The sequence below is a fragment of the Sphingorhabdus sp. genome (genome assembly GCF_029865925.1).
GTDB lineage: Bacteria > Pseudomonadota > Alphaproteobacteria > Sphingomonadales > Sphingomonadaceae > Sphingorhabdus_B.
This window is the reverse complement of the sequence record NZ_JARXAI010000017.1, coordinates 1-22,468: the sequence shown is the minus strand read 5'-3', so window position 1 is coordinate 22,468 and position 22,468 is coordinate 1. Positions and strand designations below refer to the sequence as shown.

General features: G+C 56.7%; 24 protein-coding genes. 13 read left to right on the top strand and 11 right to left on the bottom strand.

Going from position 1 to position 22,468, the window contains the following annotated elements; translation table 11 throughout:
- From QE270_RS01475 to QE270_RS01465, 3 genes are all read right to left on the bottom strand, one after another.
- The coding region (locus QE270_RS01475) for an acyl-CoA dehydrogenase family protein (RefSeq protein ID WP_300034136.1) at positions 1-306 on the bottom strand (306 nt) is incomplete at its 3' end.
- Between the two features lie 51 nt (positions 307-357).
- Positions 358-867 (bottom strand): MaoC family dehydratase, encoded by a 510-nt coding sequence (locus QE270_RS01470; protein WP_300034134.1) that lies wholly within the window; start codon positions 865-867, stop codon positions 358-360.
- A gap of 32 nt (positions 868-899) precedes the next feature.
- Positions 900-1,709: a CoA ester lyase gene (locus QE270_RS01465; protein WP_300034132.1), complete on the bottom strand. Its 810-nt coding sequence runs from the start codon at positions 1,707-1,709 to the stop codon at positions 900-902.
- A gap of 146 nt (positions 1,710-1,855) precedes the next feature.
- Here QE270_RS01465 and QE270_RS01460 point away from each other — a divergent pair, with 146 nt between their 5' ends.
- From QE270_RS01460 to QE270_RS01435, 6 genes are read left to right on the top strand one after another with little or no spacing between them, the layout of a single operon-like run.
- Entirely contained in the window at positions 1,856-2,740 is an 885-nt protein-coding gene (locus QE270_RS01460; protein ID WP_300034130.1) for a DUF1838 family protein, read from the top strand.
- Positions 2,741-2,749: 9 nt separating this feature from the next.
- Positions 2,750-4,036 (top strand): MFS transporter, encoded by a 1,287-nt coding sequence (locus tag QE270_RS01455; protein WP_300034128.1) that lies wholly within the window; start codon positions 2,750-2,752, stop codon positions 4,034-4,036.
- Entirely contained in the window at positions 4,033-5,586 is a 1,554-nt protein-coding gene (locus QE270_RS01450) for an FAD-binding oxidoreductase (RefSeq protein WP_300034126.1), read from the top strand. The genes QE270_RS01455 and QE270_RS01450 overlap by 4 nt, the downstream gene beginning before the upstream one ends.
- Before the next feature lie 12 nt (positions 5,587-5,598).
- The gene (locus QE270_RS01445) at positions 5,599-6,741 is read left to right on the top strand and encodes a nitrilase-related carbon-nitrogen hydrolase (protein WP_300034124.1); all 1,143 of its coding nucleotides are present in this window, start codon (positions 5,599-5,601) and stop codon (positions 6,739-6,741) included.
- Positions 6,738-7,964, top strand: a complete 1,227-nt coding sequence (locus QE270_RS01440) for a class I SAM-dependent methyltransferase (RefSeq protein WP_300034122.1) — start codon at positions 6,738-6,740, stop codon at positions 7,962-7,964. The genes QE270_RS01445 and QE270_RS01440 overlap by 4 nt, the downstream gene beginning before the upstream one ends.
- The gene (locus tag QE270_RS01435; protein WP_300034120.1) at positions 7,961-8,323 is read left to right on the top strand and encodes a hypothetical protein; all 363 of its coding nucleotides are present in this window, start codon (positions 7,961-7,963) and stop codon (positions 8,321-8,323) included. Before QE270_RS01440 ends, QE270_RS01435 begins: the two co-directional genes overlap by 4 nt.
- Positions 8,324-8,344: 21 nt before the next feature.
- Here the strand turns inward: QE270_RS01435 and QE270_RS01430 are convergent, their stop codons facing one another.
- Positions 8,345-9,016 (bottom strand): VOC family protein, encoded by a 672-nt coding sequence (locus QE270_RS01430; RefSeq protein WP_300034118.1) that lies wholly within the window; start codon positions 9,014-9,016, stop codon positions 8,345-8,347.
- Positions 8,901-9,593 (bottom strand): hypothetical protein, encoded by a 693-nt coding sequence (locus tag QE270_RS01425; protein ID WP_300034116.1) that lies wholly within the window; start codon positions 9,591-9,593, stop codon positions 8,901-8,903. Before QE270_RS01425 ends, QE270_RS01430 begins: the two co-directional genes overlap by 116 nt.
- Positions 9,594-9,695: 102 nt before the next feature.
- Between QE270_RS01425 and QE270_RS01420 the strand changes: the two genes are divergently transcribed.
- Positions 9,696-10,424, top strand: a complete 729-nt coding sequence (locus QE270_RS01420) for a hypothetical protein (protein WP_300034114.1) — start codon at positions 9,696-9,698, stop codon at positions 10,422-10,424.
- 525 nt (positions 10,425-10,949) lie between these two features.
- Here the strand turns inward: QE270_RS01420 and QE270_RS01415 are convergent.
- Genes QE270_RS01415 through QE270_RS01395 form a run of 5 tightly spaced genes read right to left on the bottom strand, consistent with a single transcriptional unit; the run spans position 10,950 to position 15,847 of the window.
- Positions 10,950-11,969 (bottom strand): NAD(P)-dependent alcohol dehydrogenase, encoded by a 1,020-nt coding sequence (locus tag QE270_RS01415; RefSeq protein ID WP_300034112.1) that lies wholly within the window; start codon positions 11,967-11,969, stop codon positions 10,950-10,952.
- The gene (locus QE270_RS01410; RefSeq protein ID WP_300034110.1) at positions 11,966-13,390 is read right to left on the bottom strand and encodes an aldehyde dehydrogenase family protein; all 1,425 of its coding nucleotides are present in this window, start codon (positions 13,388-13,390) and stop codon (positions 11,966-11,968) included. The genes QE270_RS01415 and QE270_RS01410 overlap by 4 nt, the downstream gene beginning before the upstream one ends.
- Entirely contained in the window at positions 13,387-14,301 is a 915-nt protein-coding gene (locus QE270_RS01405) for a polysaccharide deacetylase family protein (RefSeq protein ID WP_300034108.1), read from the bottom strand. The genes QE270_RS01410 and QE270_RS01405 overlap by 4 nt, the downstream gene beginning before the upstream one ends.
- The gene (locus tag QE270_RS01400; RefSeq protein WP_300034107.1) at positions 14,298-15,167 is read right to left on the bottom strand and encodes a polysaccharide deacetylase family protein; all 870 of its coding nucleotides are present in this window, start codon (positions 15,165-15,167) and stop codon (positions 14,298-14,300) included. The genes QE270_RS01405 and QE270_RS01400 overlap by 4 nt, the downstream gene beginning before the upstream one ends.
- Positions 15,167-15,847, bottom strand: coding sequence for an isochorismatase family protein (locus QE270_RS01395; RefSeq protein WP_300034105.1), 681 nt, complete (start codon positions 15,845-15,847; stop codon positions 15,167-15,169). Before QE270_RS01395 ends, QE270_RS01400 begins: the two co-directional genes overlap by 1 nt.
- An 84-nt stretch (positions 15,848-15,931) precedes the next feature.
- Here QE270_RS01395 and QE270_RS01390 point away from each other — a divergent pair, with 84 nt between their 5' ends.
- The 6 genes from QE270_RS01390 to QE270_RS01365 are packed head-to-tail and all read left to right on the top strand — an operon-like array spanning position 15,932 to position 21,842.
- The gene (locus QE270_RS01390) at positions 15,932-17,296 is read left to right on the top strand and encodes an alpha/beta fold hydrolase (RefSeq protein ID WP_300034103.1); all 1,365 of its coding nucleotides are present in this window, start codon (positions 15,932-15,934) and stop codon (positions 17,294-17,296) included.
- A 27-nt stretch (positions 17,297-17,323) separates the two neighbouring features.
- The gene (locus tag QE270_RS01385) at positions 17,324-17,815 is read left to right on the top strand and encodes a DUF3598 domain-containing protein (protein WP_300034101.1); all 492 of its coding nucleotides are present in this window, start codon (positions 17,324-17,326) and stop codon (positions 17,813-17,815) included.
- Positions 17,808-19,157 carry a 3-isopropylmalate dehydratase large subunit gene (locus tag QE270_RS01380; RefSeq protein ID WP_300034138.1) on the top strand — a complete coding sequence of 450 codons (1,350 nt, stop codon included), beginning with the start codon at positions 17,808-17,810 and terminating at the stop codon, positions 19,155-19,157. Before QE270_RS01385 ends, QE270_RS01380 begins: the two co-directional genes overlap by 8 nt.
- Entirely contained in the window at positions 19,154-19,747 is a 594-nt protein-coding gene (gene leuD, locus QE270_RS01375) for a 3-isopropylmalate dehydratase small subunit (RefSeq protein WP_300034098.1), read from the top strand. The genes QE270_RS01380 and leuD overlap by 4 nt, the downstream gene beginning before the upstream one ends.
- Positions 19,744-20,664: a hydroxymethylglutaryl-CoA lyase gene (locus QE270_RS01370; RefSeq protein WP_300034096.1), complete on the top strand. Its 921-nt coding sequence runs from the start codon at positions 19,744-19,746 to the stop codon at positions 20,662-20,664. The genes leuD and QE270_RS01370 overlap by 4 nt, the downstream gene beginning before the upstream one ends.
- Complete coding sequence (locus QE270_RS01365; protein WP_300034094.1) at positions 20,661-21,842, top strand: CaiB/BaiF CoA-transferase family protein; 1,182 nt, start codon at positions 20,661-20,663, stop codon at positions 21,840-21,842. Before QE270_RS01370 ends, QE270_RS01365 begins: the two co-directional genes overlap by 4 nt.
- Before the next feature lie 284 nt (positions 21,843-22,126).
- Here the strand turns inward: QE270_RS01365 and QE270_RS01360 are convergent.
- The coding region (locus QE270_RS01360) for a hypothetical protein (RefSeq protein ID WP_300034092.1) at positions 22,127-22,468 on the bottom strand (342 nt) is incomplete at its 5' end.

The following is a 22,468-nucleotide window of genomic DNA, read 5'->3' as shown; positions in this document are numbered from 1 at the left end:
GGCCATGATCAGGTGAGAGTTGAAAATACCGGTAATTGCCATCCAGTAGGAGGAGATCATCGCAACAATCTTTGCGTAGGTCACAGCTGACAGGCCTAGGCCGCCATATTCTTGCCCAATGGTCGCTCCGAACAGGCCCATTTCCTTCATCTGTTCGACAATATCCGCAGGCCATTCATCGGCATGGTCATACTTCTGCACGACCGGACGGACTTCCTTGTCGATCCATTTCTGGATCGCATCGAGTAACGCAGCTTCTTCATCCGGGCTCATTTGTTCGTGAAAGGTGCTGGGTGCAGTTGGCATCTTATGTATTCCTAAAATTTCCTTGCTGATCGTCTTTACCGGCGCTCGCCGTCAGTCGTTGACCGGACCATACCCGCGTTTCCAGACGAGGACGGTACGCTTATAATGACTTACAATAATGTTATTCTGGTTTTTACCGACGGTTTTGAAGGTAACGATCCCTTGGTCCGGTCGGCTTTTGCTCTCGCGCTTGTCGAGGACTTCGCTTTCGGCATAAAGTGTGTCGCCAACGAACAGCGGGTGGACCATTCGCACTTCATCCCAGCCGAGATTGGCGATGGCCTTGCCGCTGGTGTCCGAAACACTCATGCCGGTCATCAAAGCTATGGTCAGCGGGCTAGCCACCAGCGGCTTACCGAATTCGGTCTTTTCAGAAAAAGCATAGTCGAAATGCGCCGGATGCGTATTCATCGTCAGCAGGGTGAACCATACGTTATCGGTATCGGTGATCGTCCGTCCGGGGCGGTGCTCATAAATGTGACCGATCTCGAAATCCTCAAAGAAGCGGCCTTGCACTTCGCGAAACCGACCTGGGGAGATTTCAATTACACCGTCACGCATAGTTATAACTTCCTTTTATATCTCAATTGGTATTAAGCTGAGGCCAATATTTGTTGGTATCGCTTGACAATCGGCACCTCCAGCATCTGTCCCTTGTGCCGGATAACGGCCCCGCCCGACGCTTCGAAAGCCGCCAAAGCGTCCTTTGCTTCTGCAACCTCAGCCTCTGTTGGCTTCATACCCATTTTGATAATGGCAATTTGAGAGGGATGAATTGCCGCCTTGGCATGGAAACCAAGAGCTTTAACACGTGCCGTTTCATCGGCCAAACCAGCTTCATTGGCTATGTCGATAAAGGGAACATCCACACAGTAAACTTTTGCAGCGGCGCAGGCCATCACCAGCTGACTGCGCGCGGTCAACAGCGGTTCCCAATCCATTTTTACGCCAAGCTCGCCGGAAAAATCACCTCCGCCAAACATCACCGCAGCGACCCCGTCGGCAGCCGCAATTTCGATTGCGTTGCTCAGCCCGCGTACGGTTTCGATGAGCGGAACAAAGCCGCCTGTACCAACGCCCAAAGCAGATTTCGCGATTTCAATTTCCACGGCATGTTCAACCATGGGGATAAACAAAAGGCATGGTTTTTTGTCCGAGGCCCTTAAAGCCAAAAGATCAGCCAAGCCTTCTGCGGTGCGAATTCCGTTGATGCGAACCGCCGTTTTGCTCAAATCGAGCCATTTCAAGGCATCAATCGCATCTTCACGCGCCGAATCCTTGGCAGACGCAGGCACAGAATCTTCCAGATCAATACAAATCAGATCTGCTCCTGAAACCATAGCTTTTTCATAGCGTTCGGGCTTGCTGGCTGGAACAAAAAGGAAGTTTGTGAATATGGTCATGATACCTAACTATTGACTTCGACTAAAATTCGCTCTTAACAATATGTCCGGACAAATCTAGAGGAAGAATGAGATTATTGCAACCCAGCCCAAAGGGCGTAGCGTGTTTCACCAAGGAGGTTCCTTTGAAAAAACTTACTATATTTATGATAATTTCATCGGCCACACTGGCTTTTTTGGCGCCGGCGCAGTCCAAGGATCACATGCTCGACCCGTCCAAGCCCGAGGATGCGCTGGAAATCATGAAGCGCACGCAATGTGGCGAAGCGGATGGTGCTGCTGCTGTCTATCACTGGAGCGGCAAAATCTATTCGCGCCGGCCCGGCGAACCGGATCGTCATCTATTTAACGGTGAGGGCATGAATGTCCGCCAATGTGTTCGGGTTGAAGACCCCAAGCGAGGCGTGGGCTATCGCCAGGTCAGCCGGGAGATCATGCTCTATCTTGATCCCAAAACCAACGAAGTTGTGCGGATGTGGGATAATCCTTTTACCGGCGAGAAGGTTGAGGTGATGCAGATCGCCAATGACCCCGTGAACGGCCCGCCAAACTACCCCTATTCTGCCGATGGCAAGCCCTACAAGCTTCCAAATATTCGCCAGGAGGGCGACTGGATGTTCATGCCGCTGGAGGTGCCTCTCTTTTATCACAATGTGCTGCAGGGCGATTATCAGGATTATGAAGGCGGCAAATATCACGCGATGGAGATTTTCGATTTCACCATGCGCGCCTCTGAGATTTTGGATAAACGCAACAAGACCGCCTATCCGGCGATTAGCTGGGTTCGGATTTCAGGCTGGATGCCATGGATGAAAATGCGCGGACGTGACGGAATTATCATATTCAACGCGATGGGCAACAAGCTAAAAAGCTATGACGCGCTGCCCAAAATCCTGAAAGACGAGATAGCGGCCAATTATCCTACCTATAACGTGCCTCCTCCAGGCGATGATCCACGCAAAAATGCGACCACATGGACAGAGTTTAAAAAATGGATCGATGCCAAAAGAGCAGCAGATTTAAAGAAATAAGGATCCTGAATGACGGTCAGGGAACAGAATAGAGGCGAATTCAGCCTTGGTTGGAAGGTGTTGTTGGCTGGCGTGCTGGGGGTGATGTGTGGCGCGTCGCCCATTCCCATGAACATCATCGGCTTTACAATTGCGCCATTGCAGGCAGAGTTTGGCTGGACTATCACCCAGATTGTTCTCCCGATCACCATTTTCGGGATCATTGCTTCTTTCTTGGCGCCCTTCTTTGGGTGGCTCGCGGACCGATATGGTGTCCGGCCGGTTGCGCTGTTGTCGTTGGCGGCATTCGGGCTGTCCTTTGCGGCTGTTTCGCTCATGCCAACTACGAAGGCGGCATCGACGCTGTATATCTACTACGCGCTTTGGGTGATCATTGGATTGGTTGGCATTGGGTCTACCCCGGTAAGTTGGAGCCGCGCCATCAACTTGTGGTTCGTCAAGAAGCGCGGGTTGGCGCTCGGTATATTGCTTCTCGGCACTAGCTTGGCTGCGATCGTCGTTCCTTTTCTCGCGCCAAGGGTTATTGAGGGTTATGGATGGCGTTCGATGTTCGCTGTAGTAGCATTGCTACCCCTGTGTGTCGCTCTGCCGGTCGGCTATTTCCTGTTTCGCGAGCCGACTGCTGACGAACGGCCTGCAGGCCTTGCTAGCGAAGGCGGGACGCTGACCGGTGTCACGCTTTCTACCGCTTTGAAAGACTATCGCTTTTGGCTGATCTGGCTATCCATCGCGGTTATCGCAGCGGCCTTTGGCGGCGCTTTTGTCAATCTTCCCAAAATGCTGGGCGATCGCGGCATTGATGCTAAAGCCGCCGGCAGTGTTATGATGGTTTTGGGTCTGGGCATTTTTGCGGGCCGGATCATCACCGGCCTGTTGCTGGATCGGTTTTGGCAGGGCATCGTTGCCTTTCCGCTCCTCTGCCTGCCCGGGATATCATGCTATATATTGCTCGGCGCTGAGGTCACTTCCCCGCTTGCCATGGCCGCCGGATTCCTGCTCGGCTTTGCGGCGGGGGCAGAAAGCGATTTGATCGCTTATCTTACAGGACGCTATTTCGGTATGGCGCATTATGGCAAGATTTACGGCATGCTCTATATGCCCTTCGGCCTTTTCTCCGCGCTGTCACCGCTAATGTATGCCCGAGTTCGCGATACAACAGGCAGCTATGATCAGATCCTTTGGGTCGCCCTTGTTGCTTATATCGTTGGCGGTGGATTGCTGCTACTGCTTGGCAAATATCCCGAGCGCTTCGACAGCGGCGAACCCGTTGCCAATCCAGTTGCAAAGGCAGCATGATGGCAAGCAAGGCCAACACCAACATTTTCGATGAACTCTTGGCCAGCGGCGCAGAAGTGCTGATCGATGCGGCCACGCTCGATTATTACGCGCATGACGTCTACGAACGCGGTGCCGACCTGACGGCGGTCGTGCGCCCGCATGACAAGGGTGAACTAGCCGCATCGGTCGCAACCGCAACCGCGCACGGCCTGCAAGTCATCCCGCGCGGCGGTGGCATGAGTTATACCGGAGGCTACACGAGCAAGACGGCAGGCGCTGTCCTGTTTGACCTCGCCAAGATGGACCGAGTGCTCGACATCAACGAAAGCGACATGACGGTAACCGTTGAACCCGGATGCACCTGGGCGAAGCTGCAAGAGACGCTGAAGCCCAAGAGCCTGCGTACACCGTTCTGGGGAACGCTGTCCGGTATTTATGCAACGGTCGGCGGCGGCATGAGCCAGAACAGCATCTTCTGGGGCTCCGGTCGCCACGGCACTGCTGTGCAAAGTTGCGTCTCGCTGGAGGTTGTGCTGGCTGACGGCACGATCATGCAAACAGGCAGCGATTTCTCCCGGCCCTACGGCCCGGATCTGACCGGATTATTCCTCGCCGATACCGGCGCGATGGGGATGAAGGCAAGCATCACGCTGCGCCTCGTCCCCGAAGCTAAGGCGCATGGCTATGCGAGCTTCACCTTTGACACCCATGCGCAAGTGCTGTCCGCCATTGGCGATATCGAACGCGCCGGAATTGCGACCGAATGTTTTGGCTTTGACCCCAATCTGAATGCGATCCGGATGAGGCGCGACAGCCTAGCGACTGATGCCAAGCAGTTGGTCAGCATGATGAAAAAGCAGGGCTCGGTGCTCAAGGCGCTAACGGAAGGCGCGAAGGTCGTCGCCGCTGGCCGCAATTTCATGGAAGAAGCCAGCTTCTCGCTCCACGTGCTCGCCGAGGGCCGCATCCAGGAAGCGGCAGACGCCGACATATCCGAAGCCCGCCTCATTGTGGCGAAGCATGGCGGCAAGGAAACCGAGAACACCATTCCCAAGATTGTCCGCGCCAACCCCTTTTCGCCCCCCAATTCGATGCGCGGGCCGGAGGGCGAGCGCTGGGCCCCGATCCATGGGCTGGTGCCGCACAGCAAGGCAGTTGCCTGCTATCAGGCGATCCTCAACCTGTTCGCACAACATCAGGACGAAATGGATGCGCTCGGCGTCCATCACGGCACGTTGATCGCAGCGGTCGGCGGTAGCGGTACAGTGATCGAGCCCTGCCTCTACTGGCCCGACGCCAGCAATCCCTTCATCGATGATATGATCGAGGATGCCCATCTGGCAAAGCTACCTAATTTGCCACACAATCCCGCCGCATGGGCCTTGGTACAGAAACTGAAACAGAAGATTGTCGATCTCTTTTTCGAGCAGGGCGCGATCCATTTCCAGATTGGCCGCACCTATCGCTACCAAGATGGACTTGACCCGCGCGCTATGAAACTGCTCAAAGCAGTTAAAGACCATCTGGACCCGCAGAGTAAAATGAACCCGGGGTCGCTGGGGTTATAAAGGTGAAGAAATTTGGAACTCGAACGACGACAGGCTTTGGCAGCAATGTTGGTTTCGGCGCTTCCGTTTCCGTTGGAGGCCGCCCCCTTGTCAAATAATGAGTCTGATAAGAAGACCTATGCCGCTGTTGCACTTCAGATCGCAGCGCGCTCGATAGAGAAAGCGCCTGACCGCGCAGCGGCACGCAAGCAAATGCTGGCGATGATCCCGGAGATTGGCGCAAAGCTGAGGTCTTCAGTAATTTTCATCCAGCAATATGGCGGCGCGCCGGTGAAGCTCGCGGTGCTGCCCGAATACGTCTTGACCAGCTATCCGGGGCGCATCTCTATCCCGGACTTTGCTGAAAAGGCAGCACTCGAAGTGGACGGGCCAGAATATGAGGCGCTGGGCAAAATCGCGCAGGAGCAGAAGCTATTCCTGTCGGGCAATGCCTATGAGGCGGACAAGAATTTTCCCGGCATCTATTTCCAGACCTGCTTCATCATCGGGCCCAATGGCAATGTCGTGCTGCGTTATCGCCGATTGAACTCGATGTTCGCGCCGACGCCGCATGATGTCTGGTCGAAATATCTCGATATTTATGGGCTAGATGGCGTGTTCCCGGTGGCGAAGACCGAGATTGGCAATCTCTCGGCAATCGCCTCGGAGGAAATTCTCTACCCTGAAATCGCCCGCGCCCATGCGCTGCGCGGGGCGGAGATTTTTGTGCACAACTCGTCCGAGATCGGATCGCCCATCGCAACGCCCAAAATGATCGCCAAACGCGCCCGGGCCTTTGAGAATATGGCCTATGTTATCTCAGCCAACACGGCGGGCATCCTCGACACCGGCATCCCAGTCGGCGGCCCGGACGGCAATTCGATGGTGGTCGACTGGAAGGGCAATGTGCTCTCGGAATCGAACAGCGGGGAAACCTTCACCGCCTTTGCCGATGTCGATATCGCGGCCCTGCGCGCAGCGCGCCGCAAGCCGGGCATGACCAATATGCTGGCGCGCCAACGCAATGCCCTGTTCGCCGCTGCCTATGGTACCGACAGCCATCAGCAAGCCAATGGCCTGATTGATGGTGGGGCTGTAAAAGTGCCCGATCGCGACTATTTTATGAGAACGATGGAGGCGACCATCGAGCGCCTCGCCAAGGATGGCCTGATATGAGCAAGAAAAACCAAGCCCCAGTCGATGTAGCCCCGCCCTATCAGGCGGTGGCCCGGCACGGCGTATCGCCCAAACCCAGCCATGACGAGGCCGCGCGGTTCGACTTTCTGGCGAACTTCAACAAGGTGCTTTCTGGCACCCTCGGCCCGGGCAACAAGCTGGCCTATGACAAGCGCGTGCTGCCCACCTTCAAGAAAGAGCATGGCCGCGAGCCAAAGGATCGCTTTGAGATTCGCCATGCGATGAACAAGGATCCGTTCCACCAGATCTGGTCCGCCAGCAAGCGCAATTCGATGGAGATGCGGCAGCAAAATGGTCGCGCGATGGTGTTGCGGCAGCTAGATGAGCTTGATGCCAAGGCACGCGCCCTCAATGAAAGCGTGCCCGACACGCTGGAGCTCAATCCCGATGTGCAGGTTCCGCGCTATCAGGCAGCAGTCGATATTCATTGTATGCCCGGCAGCTATCATGGCGAGGAACGCCCCGGCGATGTCTCGGCAGGCGCCAATTATGACTGCGGCATTTTCGCGACCACGGCAGGCGGGCTTGGCGCGCTATCCGATGGCGGCGGCGCGGCGCTCGCCGATTGGATCAGGAAAGAGCGGCCCGGCTGGACGCCAAGGCGCATCCTCGATATTGGTTGCACCATTGGCCATAATATCGTGCCAGTGGCCCTAGCCTTCCCAGAAACCGAAATCATAGCAATCGACACCGCCGCTCCATCGCTGCGATACGGCCATGCCCGGGCGCAATCGCTCGGCGCCAAGAATATCAAATTCATCCAGATGAATGCCGAAGACCTGTCACGCTATGAGTACGGTCATTTTGACTGGGTGCAGACAACCATGTTCCTGCACGAAACCAGCGGCAAGGCGCTGCCCCGAATCATCGAGGAGGGATATCGTGTGCTGGCCGAGGGCGGGCTAATGCTGCATCTGGAACAGCCACAATATTCGGACGAAATGCCGCTTTATGAGCAGTTCATCCGCGACTGGGATGCGTTCAACAATAATGAACCCTTCTGGTCAGCCATGCACGCACTTGACCTGAAAGGCATCATGCAGAAGTCGGGCTTTGCCAAGGAAGAGTTGTTCGTCACCGGCGTGCGCGCGGTAGTTGACCGCAGCATCTTCCCAGAAGCACCAACCGGTGAAGCCGAAGACCATGGCCGCGCGGCGGTATGGAACGCTTATGGCGCGTGGAAGGGCGGCAAGCCTGCATGAGCGATAGCCCACTCGACTGGATGGCGCTTGCGAACAAGAAGGCCAAAGGCAAGCGGCCTGAGTTTTTCGATGAGCCCGAAGACGACCGGATTTACTCGATCCTGATCGCGCTGGTCGGCGAGGTTTCAGTATTGCGCACCCGGCTCGATACGGTCGAGCGTCTCCTTGACGAGAAGGGCACAATCAGCCGCGACGACATCGAAAATTTTGCACCCAACCGCGAGGCCGGCTTTGAACGCGGCGCGCTGATCCGCGAATATATCCTGCGTGTGATGCGCGGACCGATTCAGGCGATGGAGTCCCTGCAAGAACAGGAGCCCCCGATTGAAGACGTGAGCCGGGAACTTAAAGAAATTTAGGTCAAGCCGCGAAGCGCCTTACTATTCTGGTTTTTCGGGATTAAACTCATAAATCTCTAGCAGGTGCCCGCTGGGCGCGCGAAGATTCATTTGCTTCGACTTGCCGGATGGCGATGCCCCCAAATGCTTGGCCACTGCGCCCGCTTTCAATGCGCGCTGGTATAGGGCGTCAATGTCCTTTGCCTCAAAAATGAGAACCACGCCGCCATAAGCGACGGGTTTAGCCGCAATTTCCAAGTCATGATATCCGTCTTGCTTCACTTCCAGCAATGCGATCCCGGCACCTTGGGGTGACTGCAAGCGTGCAAAGCGCACGTCTGCCTGATCGCTCCAGCCGATCGCCTTATTTTCCGCTTTGGGTAGAATCACAGGTTCGATAACGACTTCAAACTTCATAATATCACGCCAGAATGCCATGGATGCATACATATCTTTGATGACCAATGCCGTTCGATCAAAGCGTGCCGTTCCCTTATCTTGAGCGAGAGCCGGCCCAGCGATCAGACAAACGGCGACAAATGCCAAAAGAATTTTACGAAAGATATGTTGCACTACCCGCACCAATTCATCTTGCTTCTCAGAAGGGTTTAACCGCCCCCAGAAAACACACTCCCGCGATGGTGATCCAGTAGATATAGGCAGCAATGCGCGCCTGCCCGATTTCGCGGGTGAGTGCGGCTTCCTGGGCCTCATCGGGCCCCATCGCCAATATCCGGAACCGCTCGGTCCAGCGGCGCATGACAAGGCGCAGGAACAGGCCAATGCAAAGCGCAAAGGCATAGAGGATCATCTTGGCCGGATACCAATGATTGCCCTCTCCGCTCTGGATCGGGCCGCTGCCACCAAAAGCCATGAGGCTGGTGATGACGAGTGCGGCAATCAAGGGATAGCGAAGATACTCCTCAATGCGCGTTACCTTGATGCCGATATCGGTCTCGCGTTTGATAAAGGCGGTCCATGTCATTCCCAGCCAGACCGCGAAGAACAGCCACATCAGCCAGATGCTTGCCCCCTCCAGCATCGGAACAAACCCAAAAAGCTTGCCCATATGCAGCCCGAGCGGCAGCAACAGCACAATGCCTGTGCGCGCCAATATGTCGATGCGGTAAGCCGTTTCCATATGCCGCTTGCGCTCGTCCAGCGGCAGCTTGTGGTTGGTGACATGATAGCTGGTCTGGAACACACCCCATTCGCCGCCCAGCCAATAGACCATCGCCAATATATGGATCCAGCGCAGGATCGCCAATTCATTCGCCGCCAGAAATTCCATTTTTCCGCTTCTCCCAAATTCCCTATCGCTTATTTGTCCGGACAACTTTGACTTGGCAAGCGAAAAATGTGCGCTATGGATTAAAAGGAAGGAGAGCGGCGCATGAAACACCGGATTATCGAAGGGCGTTTGGAATATACCTCGCGCAAGCCCAGCATGGAGGGGAAGAATCGCGGCTTTGAAAGCTTCATGTTCACCCATCATGGCGATGGCAAAGTGATCATGCGCGCGCATTGCGAGATTTACGAACCCGACCCGATGGTGATGCGCGATATCGTCTACGCCATGGACGAGCATAAGCAGCCGATGAACCTCCACGTCCATTTGACGGTCGGCGATGAATTTATGGGCTCAGGCTGGATGCGCTTTGATGGCGAGCATATCGAATGCGAGAGCTTCGGTCCCTCCATCGGCCGCCTGTCGGAAAAGGTGAGGGCCGAATTGCCGATGGCGGGCTTTGGCACGCACCCGATCGTATCCGATGGCTATATGCTATCCTATCAGGACTGGGAAACGACCGATAAACGCCTGCTCAACTGCTATCTCCCCTCTCCCGACCACCGCGGCGCAACCCCGCCGCAAATCGCACAAGTTAAAATCGGCGCGCTTTATCTGGGCAGGGAGGAAGTGACTGTTGCGGCAGGTACATTCCAGTGTAGGCACTTCCAGTTCACCGATGATCCCAGCATCGTCCCCGGCACAGGCGGCATGGCCGGCGAGCACCCGCCCTATGATGTCTGGATCACCGATGATGAGGACGGCATTTTCGTCCAGGGCGGCGTGGGTGGCTATATGATGACTTGGTATGAGTTGGTGGAGCTACGGCGCTAAAATATTCTCGACAGAATTTGGCGCATTGCTTCTTCAATGACAAATATTCTCTGTCGATCAGCATCTGAAATGTACACTTCCCTAGCGCCGGTTTTTCGATATTCATGATAAATATCATAGCGTTCTCGGGCAAGTTGAACAAACTTGTGCGCCTCGAGATCATCAGCAGCGACGTCGAATAGGTTCTTTTTCGGCTCGTTCGGGTCAAAAACCTGATTTGGGTCTGGCAAGAACAATATTCTGCGAGCCTGATTAATCTGAGGGCTTACGTCCAAAAGCTCTCAGTTGCGTTTGATCCAGACCCCATGATGTTCGGCCTCAAAGTAGATGTTGCCTAGCTACCAAATGGCCACCTGTACTGCACGGAGCCGCCTGCTCGCTCCATTTTCAATTTCACATTGTCGAAACAGAAACTCTGCTTTGCATCGCTGGATGGCTTTGAGTTCACAAAGATGGGACGACCTGACGCTATGGATGCACAAAATGCTGCAAGCCGAGGCGAAATAGTCTTAGGAACAGTATTCATCATGTGAAAGTGATCATCACCTTGCCCATGTGATTGCCGCTGGCCAAATGGGCGTAGGCGGCAGGAGCGTCGTCGGAAGCGAAACGGCCGTCGACCAGCGGCTCGATGCCCTTTTCGGCGACCAGATTGAGCATCTCTTGCATCATCGCGCGGCTGCCTGAGGTGATTCCTTTCAGCGTCAGGTTTTTGCCCAATATGCCGGACATATTGGGGGCTTTGTCCATCATGCCCGCAAGACCACCAATCAGGGCAATGCGCCCATTGGGGGCGCTGGCATCGATGGTTTGTTCAATGCTGGCGAGGCCAACGGTATCGACGACAATATCCGCAGCGCGGCCTCCAGTGGCTTCGAGAAGCGCCTTGGGCCAATCGCTATGGCTGCAATAGTTGACGGTAAAGTCGGCGCCTATTGCGCGGCATGTCTCCAGCTTTTCATCGCTCGACGACGTGATGGCGACTTGGGCGCCCATGGCCTTGGCGAGTTGCAGGGTGACGATGGACACCCCACCTGTTCCAGGAGCCAGAACGAGATCGCTGGGTTTCAGTCCGCCAAAGGAAACCATGCAATGCCAAGCCGTGGTGGCTGCAGCGGCTAGCGTTGCAGCGCTTTCAGTGTTGACATTGTCCGGCACGACAATCGCGGCGTCCGCCGGAATGGTGATATATTCGGCCAGCCAGCCATTGCGGCTGATCCCCAGATCCTGCGCGAAGATGGCCGGGCTGTAGAGGCCGTCTATCCAGCTGACAAAATGCGGTGCGACAATCCGCTGGCCTTCGCTGAAGCCTGAGACTGCGTTGCCCATGCCAACAATCGTGCCGACGCCATCGGATAGGGGAACGCGGTCCTCCGGTTTGATCGCACCATATTGCCCCTTGAGCGCGAGCAGGTCGCGGTGGTTGAGGCAGGCGGCATGCACCTTCAGCAGCAACTCATTAGCGGCGGGCTCGGGTATCGGGCGATTGGCGGAACGCAGGCTCGCCAGGCCATCCTGCGGACCCATTTCAAATGCCCTCATCATCTCTTTGACCCTTCAGCAAAAGCAGCGATTGGCGCGGGAGCCCCCGCCTGTTTGATAATCGCCTGCCGCCGGAAGAAACGCATCAGGCCGCTGTCACCCATCCGGCTTGCGCCCATGCCGGATAGGCCGAAACTGGATTTCTCCGCTTCCCAGACCATTGAGGTGAGCGAGCCATCGTTCAGCGAAACACCGCCGACATTCAGGCGGATGCCAACCGCTTCGGCTTCCTCCAGCGTCCCGGCGATCACTGCGCCTGAGAGACCGTAGATCCCGTCATTGGCCATCATCAGTGCCTCTTCCACGCTGTCAAAGGCGCGGACGGGAATAACGGGGCCAAAGGTTTCCTCGGCAATGACCGACATTTGCCGCGTCACGTTGGAAATGACGGTGGGCCGCAGGTACATCCCGCCGCCCAGATTTTCCACCTTGCCGCCGCAATGTACCTCGGCACCCTTGGCAATGGCATCATCAATTTGAGCTTGAACAATGGCTGCCTGTTTGGCAAATATGAATGGCCCGATATGCCCGTGATTGATGTCCGGATAGTTCAGCTCCACCTTTTCGGCTTTTTCGACCAACGCGGTCATGAAGGGGTCGAAAATTTCCTTTGCGACAAAGACCCGTTCAATCGATTGGCAGGCTTGGCCGGTGTTGACGATGGAAGCGCGGAGCGCGGTTTCGGCTGCCTTTTCCGGATTGGCACTGGCGAGGATGATCATCGGATCCTTGCCGCCCAGTTCGAGACTGACGGGTATGAAGGCTTTGGCTGCGGCCTCACAAACCTTGCGGCCGGTGGCGACGGAGCCAGTGAAAGCGACATAGTCCATAAGCGGAACGAGTGCCGCGCCGGTTGCACCATCGCCTTCGACAAGCGACAGCACATCAGTCAACTCCGGTACTTCGGCCACTGCCGCCATCAGCGGGCGGATGAAGCGGGGGGTGACTTCAGATGGCTTGATGATCGCCGCACAGCCCGCCATTAGGGCGGGCACCGCGTCGATCAGCGCGAGCGTGAGCGGAAAGTTCCATGGGCTGATTACCCCCACCAGCGAATAGGGCATCAACCGCGTATTGGTAGTGATCGTCGGGTGGACGGTCTGATAACCCGTCACGCTATGCCGGGCGATCAGCTCCGGCGCGGCTTTGGCCCAACGCGCCAGCGAGCCCGGGATACCCGCCGTCTCCATTTGGCTGATCGCTTTGCGCCCGGTATCATTAGTCAGCGCGTCCGCAATCGCCACATGGTGCTTGCCAATCGCTTCGCCCAATTTCATCAGGGTCGCGCCGCGTTCTTCGGGCGGACGAGCAGCCCAGCCCTTTTGCGCCTCCCGCATCCGGGCGGTCAGCTTGGCCAGCGCATCCGCATCCAGAGGATCGATCTCATAATCCGCCTTGCCGGTGCGTGGGTTGATGACTTTCATGGCTGCTTCTCCCACGCATCCACAATCTCGCCACCGGTTGCGAACCATGCGTCATCACGCGCCCGCAAATCGCCGAGCAGCTTTTCAAAGGCATCAATCCGGTATGGCAGGCCAATGATATAGGGCGTGATATGCATCGGCAGCATACGCCCACCAAATTGCGCGGCTTCTTTCGCCAACCAGTCATAGGCATCGCGCGTGCTCTCAGCATAGCTGTCCGCCGATTTCTGCTGCACCGTAATGATCTGCCGGTCGGACAGCTCGTGATTCAACGGCAAGTTGATCAGGCCATTGTTGAACCGGTATGGCAGTTCATCATTCACCCAATCGCAGCAATATTTGACGCCTGCTTCCACAAGCAAATCGGGCGTGTGCCAGCTCTGCGAGCGCGCGATGGAGGCCCAGCCCTGCGGACGCGCACCAGTCGCCTTTTCCAAAGCATCGAGCGAAGTCGAGATCAGCGCTGCTTCCGCCCCTTCGGCCATGCCGCTGGCGATTGTGCCGTTCATGTCGGTTGAGTGCGCAATAATCTCATGCCCGCCCGCGATGATGTCAGCTACCAGTTCGGGATAACGCTCAGCATTCGCGCTGTTAGTCGCAAAGCTTGCCGTCACGCCCGCCTTGGTGAAGGCATCGAGCAGACGGTACACGCCGATCCGCGTGCCATATTCGCGCGCGGTATAGTGGCGGTAATCGGGATAGGCGGTTTGCATATGTCCCGGCGCGCGGAACGGCGTGTCGCTAGGGGTAATCGGGAACCACTCCAGACTGACGCAGAGCCAAATCGCCACTTTGCGGCCAGCGCCCCAGTCGACCGGCTTGCGCTCATGCATGGCCGACCAAGTATAAAGCTCATGGTCATAGCCATGGCGGCGTTTTGGATATTCGGTGTAGGAGGCGTCCAGGGTCATACCTGCGCTCTCCATGCGTCGACAATATCGCCCGCGCGCGCAAGCCAAGCGCGGCCATCCTTGGCGATATGCTCCAGCGCTTCCTCAAAGGGACCAATGCGGTGTGGCTGACCAATCAGATAGGCGTGCAGCGGAATGCACATCACCGTGCCACCTTCGGACGCCAGCCGCTCAAATTGCCGCACCAGCGTGTCGGCATATTCCCGGCCAGACATGTTGTAGACGAAGAAGCCATAATGGTCGTTGACCTCGAGGCTGTAAGGGATCGACACCAGATCGCCGGTTGCCGTTTTCACCGCCTGAACCTGATCATCATGGTAGAGGTCGCAAGTGTAATCGAAATCATATTCGGCCAGCAGGTTCAGCGTGCGCGGCGTGTGTGTGAGCGCGGGGGCGAGCCAGCCGCGGATGCGCTGTCCGGTTGCATCCTGCACGGTCCGAATCGAATCCTCGATGATCGAGCGTTCCTGCGCCTCGCTCATGTCATAGCTGTAACGGGTGTTGTAAATGCCGTGGCTGAAAAACTCCCACCCGCGCGCGACGCCATCGGCGACCACCTTGGGATGATGCTGGCACAGGGCGACTGACAGCGAAACCGAACCCGGAAAGCCATGCCTGCTCATCACCTCGGCCATGCGCCAATGCGAAACGCGGTTGCTGTGATCGCGGTGGCTGTAGCCGACCACATCGGGATGCGGCTTTGCCCACGGCTTGCGCTTGGGATGGACCGGCGGGTCTATCTCATAATATTCCAGATTAGGGGCAACCCAAACGGCGCAGGTCTTGCCCTCGGGCCATACGATCTTCTTGCGCCCGCGATAAGGCGCATAGTCGTAAAGCCCAGGATCCTTCGCCCCCTCCAGCATCAACGCGCCTCCAACCAGTCGATGACGGTCTGAACTGGTTCGGCATCGGCATATTTGATCTGCAGGTCGGTCAGATTGGCGAAGTGATAGCTTTCATGCTTGTCTGCACAGGTTTCTATAGGGACGATGGTGCGATAGCCGTGAGAAAGCGCATCGACAGCGGTCGCGCGAACGCAGCCGGAGGTCGAGCCTCCCGTCACAACCACCGTGTCAACGCGGTGCCAGGTCAGAAAGCTCGCCAGCGGTGTTTCAAAAAACATGCTCGGCATCCGCTTCGTATATTGCAGATCACTCGCATGAATATCGCAGCGCGGATCGAATTTGTGCCGTTCGGAGCCATATTTGATATTCTGCAAACTGTCCTCAGTGTCGGTCCGCGTGCCCCAGACACCGGCATCATCGGCATTGTCCATATAGCCAACCTGGCTCCAGACCACCGGCATTCCCTTTTCACGGGCGAGCCGTGAGATGGCGTTCACATATTCTATCTGCCGCGGATCGGTTTCATAGGCGGTCTTGAACATATCGACGCGCGTATAGGCCTGCTGAAAATCGACGTTCAAAATGGCGAGCTTCTCGCCAAAGCCAAATTTCTTGCGCGCAGGATTGGCCATCAACTCTTCAAACAGCTGCTTTGCCGTTTTACCATCGCTGATCATTTTCGTTCCTATCATACTCATGCTAAACGTCACTCCTGCTTGCATACTCCTTGACCACTCGCTAACGAAAAGTCGAGTAGAATTTGTCCGGACAAACTTGTGAATATGAAGATTACACGCCACTATCTTACAATCAATGGGCGCCGAGTCCATTACCGCCGTGCGGGCAAAGGCCCGCCGCTGCTAATGGTGCATCAAAGCCCGCGTTCGTCATCAGAATATGAGCCGCTGATGCAGGAATGGGGTGCGCATTTCACTTGCATCGCACCCGATTTGCCGGGTTTCGGACATTCGGAACCTCTAGGCATCGCCAATCTGACAATCGAAGATATCGCTGATAGCTTGATGGCCTTCGTCGATGCGCTGGGCATCGGCCCTGTGCCTGCCTATGGCTTTCATACAGGCGCAATTGTGTTGATGAGCGCAGTGCGGCGGTTTCCAGAGAAGTTTACGGCCCTTGCTGCAGTTGGCTATCCCATCTTGAATGAACAAGAGCGGGAGATTTTGGGGGATGCCTATATCCCTCCGAACCCGGCCAAGCCCTTTGGCGAACATCTGGTCTGGATGTGGAACCGGATATTAGAGCAAAGCTGGTACTTCCCCTGGCACCGGCAGGACCCGAAAACGCGCATGCCCTTTGCGCATGACAATCCGGAGCTGGTCGCGCTGATCGTCGATGACATGCTGAATTGCAATGATGCCTATCGGTTCGGATACCGCGCAGCGATTGAGGCGCAGAATGACATTCCCGCAGCCGATGCCGAGGCGCCGCCTGCCCTGCTCAACGGATATGTGGGCGATCCGCTGACCGTGCATATGGAGCGGACTGGGCTGCTTCCCAAAGGCTGGCATAAAAGCACCCAAGCGAATCCTTTGGAGCAACGCGCCGCCAGCCTTGACTTTCTTCTGACGCAACGGGCGGGCGATGAAGCTGGGCCGCTTCCCGAAGATGGGCATCAGGGTTTTCTGCCAGTCAAAACGCCGCTCTTCGAAGGCCTCATTCATTGGCGTGCTTCTGGCGATCCAAAGCGATTGCATATCCATGCGCCCGGGAAAGAATTGGGCATGGCGGATGTTTCCGATGCCATAGAGATCGACATGCCCGGACACGGCTTGGCCGACAAATGGAAGGGCGCTGCTCCAGCCGACTGGCACGCTTGGCAGGACGTCATTGATGCTGTCGCGGCGCATTTCGGCATAGCAAAAACCAGCTTTGATCCGCCCGCAAAGGGCGATATCGACAGGCTTTACCCGGACCTAAGCCCGTCCCGCTTCGGCCATCATCTGACTGAGGCTTGGGGCATTGTGCGCGCGGCCCATATCTTTGAACCTTGGTATGAAGCCAATGCTGCGTATGCGGTTGATTTCGATCCCAGTGATCTCGAACCCGAGCGGCTAGTCATTGAACACCGAGCATTAATCCGGGCCGTATCGGCAAAACAACTTGCCATGGCGCTCAGCAACAAATGAATTTCTTAGCAAGAAAGGCTCTCTCCCATGACCAATATCCGTGAAGCCATGCCGCTGCTCGCCCGCCATGAAGGCGTATGGGACGGTGTGTATAGCTATTTCAACGACCAGAATGAGAAGACCGACGAGCATAAGAGCCGCCTGATCTGTCGCTTTCCCGACGATGGACCCTATCCTTATCACCAGACCAACCACTATTTGTGGGACGACGGCCGCACCGAAATCCGCGAGTTTCCGGCTGAGTATCGAGATGGGCGCGTCTGGTGGGACAATGATCTGATTCAGGGCTGGGCAGCCGAAGTGCCGCTCGATGAATTTAACCGCACGGTGATGTTGTATTGGCAGCGCACTGGCGATCCATCGCTTTATCTGTATGAGATGATCCAGCTGGCCGACAGCGGCGTTGACCGTTGCCGGACCTGGCACTGGATCCGGAACGGCGTTTTGGAGACTCGCACTTCGATTCAAGAAAAGCTGGTAACGCGCGATTGGCGCTCGTTGGAGGGGCAGACTGGTTAAGGCACAGACCCTTTTTGAAAAAATCTGGAATACCCATGTCATCGTCGATTTGGGTGGTGGCTCCGCATTGATCGCCATCGACCGGATTTTCCTGCATGAAAGGACAGGCGCTGCGGCGTTGAATAGCATGGCAAGCGCTAACCGCGCGGTGGTCGATCCGACGCGCGTCTTTGCGGTGATGGATCATATCGTAGATACGCGACCCGGACGCGGTGACAAAACGATGATGCCCGGCGGTGATACTTTCATCACCGAAACCCGCGCCGCATGCCATGCGGCAGGGATCACGCTGTTCGATGTCAATGACCCCGATCAGGGTATCACTCATGTCATTTCGCCCGAGCTCGGTATCGTCTTGCCGGGCTGCACTTTGGTCGCGCCTGACAGCCACACTTGCACGCAAGGTGCTTTCGGCGCGCTAGCGTGGGGCATTGGCTCATCCGAGGCAGAACATGCCATGGCAACTGGCACGTTGCGCGTCGCCAAGCCGAAAACGATGCGGGTGACTTTCAGCGGGAAATTGACTGCGCGCGTGACCGCGAAAGATATGATTCTGCACTTGCTCGCCGATTATGGCGCAGGCGGCGGCAAAGGGTATGTCGTAGAATTTGCAGGCGAAGCGATAACCGCGCTCGACATGGAAGCGCGGATGACATTGTGCAATATGGCGACCGAGCTTGCCGCATTTTCCGGGATAATCGCACCCGATGCGGCTACGCTCGACTATCTCAAAGGCCGCCGATACGTGCCTGACCCGCTTCCTGATTGGGGAGATTTGCGAAGCGACGATGGCGCATTATTCGATTGCGAAATCAATATTGATGCTTCCGCCATTGAACCAATGGTGAGTTGGGGAACTTCGCCCAGCCATAGCATCTCGTTATTAGGCACTGTCCCCGATAACGCCGACGTGAAAGCTTTGGCTTATATGGGGCTGACAACGGGGCAAAGGCTTGCGGACTTGGCAATAGACGTTGCCTTTATCGGGAGTTGCACTAACTCGCGCATCTCCGACCTCCGCCGCGCGGCGACTTTGGTAAAGAGCAAAAAGGTCGCCGAAGGCGTTCTGGCATTGGTCATCCCCGGCTCGTCGTCGGTCAAACGCGCCGCAGAAGCTGAGGGGTTAGACAAAATTTTCACTGATGCGGGGTTTGAATGGCGCGAAAGCGGTTGTTCGTTGTGCTTCTTCGCAGGCGGTGAGAGTTTTCCGCCGGGTAGCCGGGTCATTTCCTCAACCAACCGCAATTTTGAGGGTCGCCAAGGCCCGGGCATTCGCACGCATATCGCCAGCCCGGAGGTGGTTGCCGCGAGCGCGATTGCGGGCAAGATAACGGTACCATGAAGCCATTCACCATGCTCACCTCCATCGTTGCACCCTTGCCGCGCGATAATGTCGATACCGATGCAATTATCCCGTCACGCGAAATGACAAGCACGAGCAAGACGGGCCTTGCCGACGGATTGTTCGCGCCATGGCGCTATATCAACTCAGCTGCGCGCACGCCCAATCCGAATTTTGTCCTGAACCAACCGGAATATCACGGCGCGCAAATCCTTGCCAGCGGCGCCAATTTTGGTTGCGGATCGAGCCGCGAACACGCGGTCTGGGCGCTGGCTGAATATGGTATCAGCTGCGTCATTGCCGAGAGCTTCGCGCCGATTTTCTACAACAACTGCATCCGCAACGGCATAGCGCCCATTGCTTTGCCACGCACTGTCATCGGAACGCTTGCTGGCGGCGCGGCAACCGTTGACCTTGCCGCGCAGACGGTGAACGAGCACGCCTTTGATATTGAGGCAGAGGCCAAGATGATGTTGCTCGAAGGACTGGACGCCATCGACCTAACCCTTAAACATCGCGACGCCACAGCCGCGTGGCAGGCCAGAGACCGGGCCGCGCGGCCATGGATTTATCTGGAGAAACACCCATGACCAAAATTCTCGTGTCAGAGGTCGGGCCGCGCGACGGCCTGCAATCGACTAGTCGGATTATGCCGCTGGAGGCCAAAAAGGCGTGGATCAAAGCCGAGGCCGAAGCCGGCGTGCGCGAAATAGAGGTCGGCAGCTTTGTGCCGCCTTCGCTATTGCCGCAGATGGCAGACACCGCAGAAGTTGTCGCGTTCGCGAAAACCATCAACGGCCTAAATGTGGTCGCGCTTGTCCCCAACGCGCAGGGCGCAGCGCGCGCGGCGGAGGCAGGCGTGCACGGTATGTCGATCCCCTTTTCGATGTCGGAAACGCACTCGATCAAAAATGTGCGTAAGTCACATGCGGAAATGATCGGCGAAATCCGCGCTGTTGCCGAGATTGCAAAGGCAGCGAACATCCACTTTTCGGTGAGTCTGTCCACCGCCTTTGGCTGCACAATGGAAGGCGCGGTCGACGAAGACAATGTCGTTCGCCTCGCCGAAAAGGCAGCGGAAGCCGGCGCGATGGAGCTCAGCCTCTCGGATACCACTGGTTATGCCGACCCCGCGCAGGTCAGGCGGCTGGTGCGCAAAGTCAGGGCAGCAGTGGGTGCCGACAAGATGACCACGCTCCACCTGCACAATACGCGCGGCCTTGGCCTTGCCAATGCGCTTGCGGGGCTTGAGGAAGATATTACCACGCTCGATGCGTCATTGGGCGGCATCGGCGGCTGTCCGTTCGCCCCCGGCGCGTCGGGCAATATAGTGACCGAGGACTTGGTCTTTATGCTGAACAGCATGGGATGTGACACCGGCATCGACCTCGAAAAGCTGCTTAACGTGCGCGAGATAGTTACTGCCGCTTTGCCGGGCGAACCGCTTTACGGCTTCACACCAGGCGCTGGCCTGACGCTCGACTATGCGCAAAGGGGTAAGGCATGACCGGACCGACACCTCTTGCCGGCCTAAAGGCCGTCGAGTTCACACACATGGTCATGGGGCCGACGGTGGGCCATGTTCTCGCCAGCCTGGGCGCAGAGGTGATCCGTGTTGAGCCTATCGGCGGCGACCAGACGCGACGTTTGTTGGGATCGGGCGCGGGCTATTTCCCGATGTACAACCGCCACAAGCAGTCGATCTGTCTCGACCTCAAGTCCGAAGGCGGGATGGTGGTTGCGCGCAAGCTGTGCGAACGCGCCGACATATTGGTTGAGAATTTCCGTCCCGGCGCGCTGGACCGGCTTGGACTAAGTTACGAAGCATTAAGCGAGACCAACCCCCGCCTGATTTACTGCTCGGAAAAGGGCTTCCTCCCCGGCCCCTATGAAGAACGTACAGCGCTCGATGAGGTCGCGCAAATGATGGGAGGGCTTGCCTATATGACTGGGCTGCCGGGCAAACCACTACGTGCCGGCGCAAGTGTTATCGATGTCGCCGGCGGCATGTTCGGGGTCATCGGGATCTTGGCGGCGCTCGAGGAACGGCACCGGACGGGCAAGGGGCAAAAGGTGATCTCTAGCCTTTTCGAAACCACCGTCTATCTTGTCGGCCAGCATATGGCGCAGTTCGCGGTTACCGGCAAAGCCGCCGCGCCAATGCCGGCGCGCGTGTCGGCCTGGGCGATTTATGATGTGTTCGAAACTAAGGACGATCCGGTTTTCATTGGCGTCGTCACCGATGCGCTATGGGAGAAATTCTGCAGGCTGTTTGGGCTAGATAAGCTTTGGGCCGACGATAGCATTCGCAAGAATAATGATCGCGTGCTGGCGCGCGACCGCATCATCCCACAGATCCGTGAACTGATTTCAGGCTTCACTCGCGCGGAGGTCGTTGCCAAGCTTGACGGTACCGGCCTACCTTTTGCGCCTATCGGTCGGCCCGAGGAAATGTTTGACGATCCGCATCTGGCGGCGTCGAAGGGGCTGGAGCCAGTGATGCTAGACGACGGGACCGAAACCCGGTTGCCGACGATGCCGATCCTGATGAATGGTAAGCGGCCCAGCGCGCGAGCGATAATGCCGCAACCCGGTGCTGACAGCCAGACGGTTCTGAACGCCTTGGGTTATGGCAGCGACGAAATCGAAACGCTGGTTTCGACGGGAGACGTCGGCATCACGTAAAGTGAAGTCGCCGGCACCCGATCTACGACACTGTTCGCCAGGCAGGTTATGTCGGCTCGGCTTGTGGCGAGGGTGTAAGGTTGACTATCTAGAGGGACATCGACTGGGAGAGTTTATAGCCTTTTTGAGAGAAATAAGCTCGGTCTATGGAAATAGGCCGGGCTCCTCTATTCATGAAGGTCTGCCAAGATCGTCTTGATCGCTAACGCTGCGTCGCCTGCCTTGAAGCTAAATAAGCAGCCATAGCATCAAGTGCCGCGCTTTATGACTGGCGTGCAGGCGAATTAACGTGTCCGGCATTTACCTGTAGTTGTGTTCTCGATCGAGCCATCTTCACGGTAGCGAATTTGCATGTTGTAGCCATCAGACGAAATCCAATTAATTCGCGCAGGGTACCATCTGCCGTCGCTCCACTGGCAGGTAACTCGGCTTCTTGCACGCCAATTAAACCTACGAACGCTGTAGGCCTGCCGGGTCTCCACAGATCCATCGTCGAAGCGGACCGTCACTACCGAGCCACTGCGCGATTCAATCACCCCTGGGTAATATTCACGACTGCCCTGCCAAGGGGACAACACCCAGTCGCCAACCTCCTGCGCCAGCGCAGCCGACGATAGACTAAACGC

Excerpts from the sequence above, each read along its gene's own strand:
- QE270_RS01470 (WP_300034134.1), bottom strand. The coding sequence starts at position 867 with ATGCGTGACGGTGTAATTGAAATCTCCCCAGGTCGGTTTCGCGAAGTG.
- QE270_RS01465 (WP_300034132.1), bottom strand. The coding sequence starts at position 1,709 with ATGACCATATTCACAAACTTCCTTTTTGTTCCAGCCAGCAAGCCCGAA.
- QE270_RS01460 (WP_300034130.1), top strand. The coding sequence starts at position 1,856 with ATGATAATTTCATCGGCCACACTGGCTTTTTTGGCGCCGGCGCAGTCC.
- QE270_RS01455 (WP_300034128.1), top strand. The coding sequence starts at position 2,750 with ATGACGGTCAGGGAACAGAATAGAGGCGAATTCAGCCTTGGTTGGAAG.
- QE270_RS01450 (WP_300034126.1), top strand. The coding sequence starts at position 4,033 with ATGATGGCAAGCAAGGCCAACACCAACATTTTCGATGAACTCTTGGCC.
- QE270_RS01440 (WP_300034122.1), top strand. The coding sequence starts at position 6,738 with ATGAGCAAGAAAAACCAAGCCCCAGTCGATGTAGCCCCGCCCTATCAG.
- QE270_RS01435 (WP_300034120.1), top strand. The coding sequence starts at position 7,961 with ATGAGCGATAGCCCACTCGACTGGATGGCGCTTGCGAACAAGAAGGCC.
- QE270_RS01430 (WP_300034118.1), bottom strand. The coding sequence starts at position 9,016 with ATGAGGCCCAGGAAGCCGCACTCACCCGCGAAATCGGGCAGGCGCGCA.
- QE270_RS01425 (WP_300034116.1), bottom strand. The coding sequence starts at position 9,593 with ATGGAATTTCTGGCGGCGAATGAATTGGCGATCCTGCGCTGGATCCAT.
- QE270_RS01420 (WP_300034114.1), top strand. The coding sequence starts at position 9,696 with ATGAAACACCGGATTATCGAAGGGCGTTTGGAATATACCTCGCGCAAG.
- QE270_RS01415 (WP_300034112.1), bottom strand. The coding sequence starts at position 11,969 with ATGATGAGGGCATTTGAAATGGGTCCGCAGGATGGCCTGGCGAGCCTG.
- QE270_RS01410 (WP_300034110.1), bottom strand. The coding sequence starts at position 13,390 with ATGAAAGTCATCAACCCACGCACCGGCAAGGCGGATTATGAGATCGAT.
- QE270_RS01405 (WP_300034108.1), bottom strand. The coding sequence starts at position 14,301 with ATGACCCTGGACGCCTCCTACACCGAATATCCAAAACGCCGCCATGGC.
- QE270_RS01400 (WP_300034107.1), bottom strand. The coding sequence starts at position 15,167 with ATGCTGGAGGGGGCGAAGGATCCTGGGCTTTACGACTATGCGCCTTAT.
- QE270_RS01395 (WP_300034105.1), bottom strand. The coding sequence starts at position 15,847 with ATGAGTATGATAGGAACGAAAATGATCAGCGATGGTAAAACGGCAAAG.
- QE270_RS01390 (WP_300034103.1), top strand. The coding sequence starts at position 15,932 with ATGAAGATTACACGCCACTATCTTACAATCAATGGGCGCCGAGTCCAT.
- QE270_RS01385 (WP_300034101.1), top strand. The coding sequence starts at position 17,324 with ATGACCAATATCCGTGAAGCCATGCCGCTGCTCGCCCGCCATGAAGGC.
- leuD (WP_300034098.1), top strand. The coding sequence starts at position 19,154 with ATGAAGCCATTCACCATGCTCACCTCCATCGTTGCACCCTTGCCGCGC.
- QE270_RS01370 (WP_300034096.1), top strand. The coding sequence starts at position 19,744 with ATGACCAAAATTCTCGTGTCAGAGGTCGGGCCGCGCGACGGCCTGCAA.
- QE270_RS01365 (WP_300034094.1), top strand. The coding sequence starts at position 20,661 with ATGACCGGACCGACACCTCTTGCCGGCCTAAAGGCCGTCGAGTTCACA.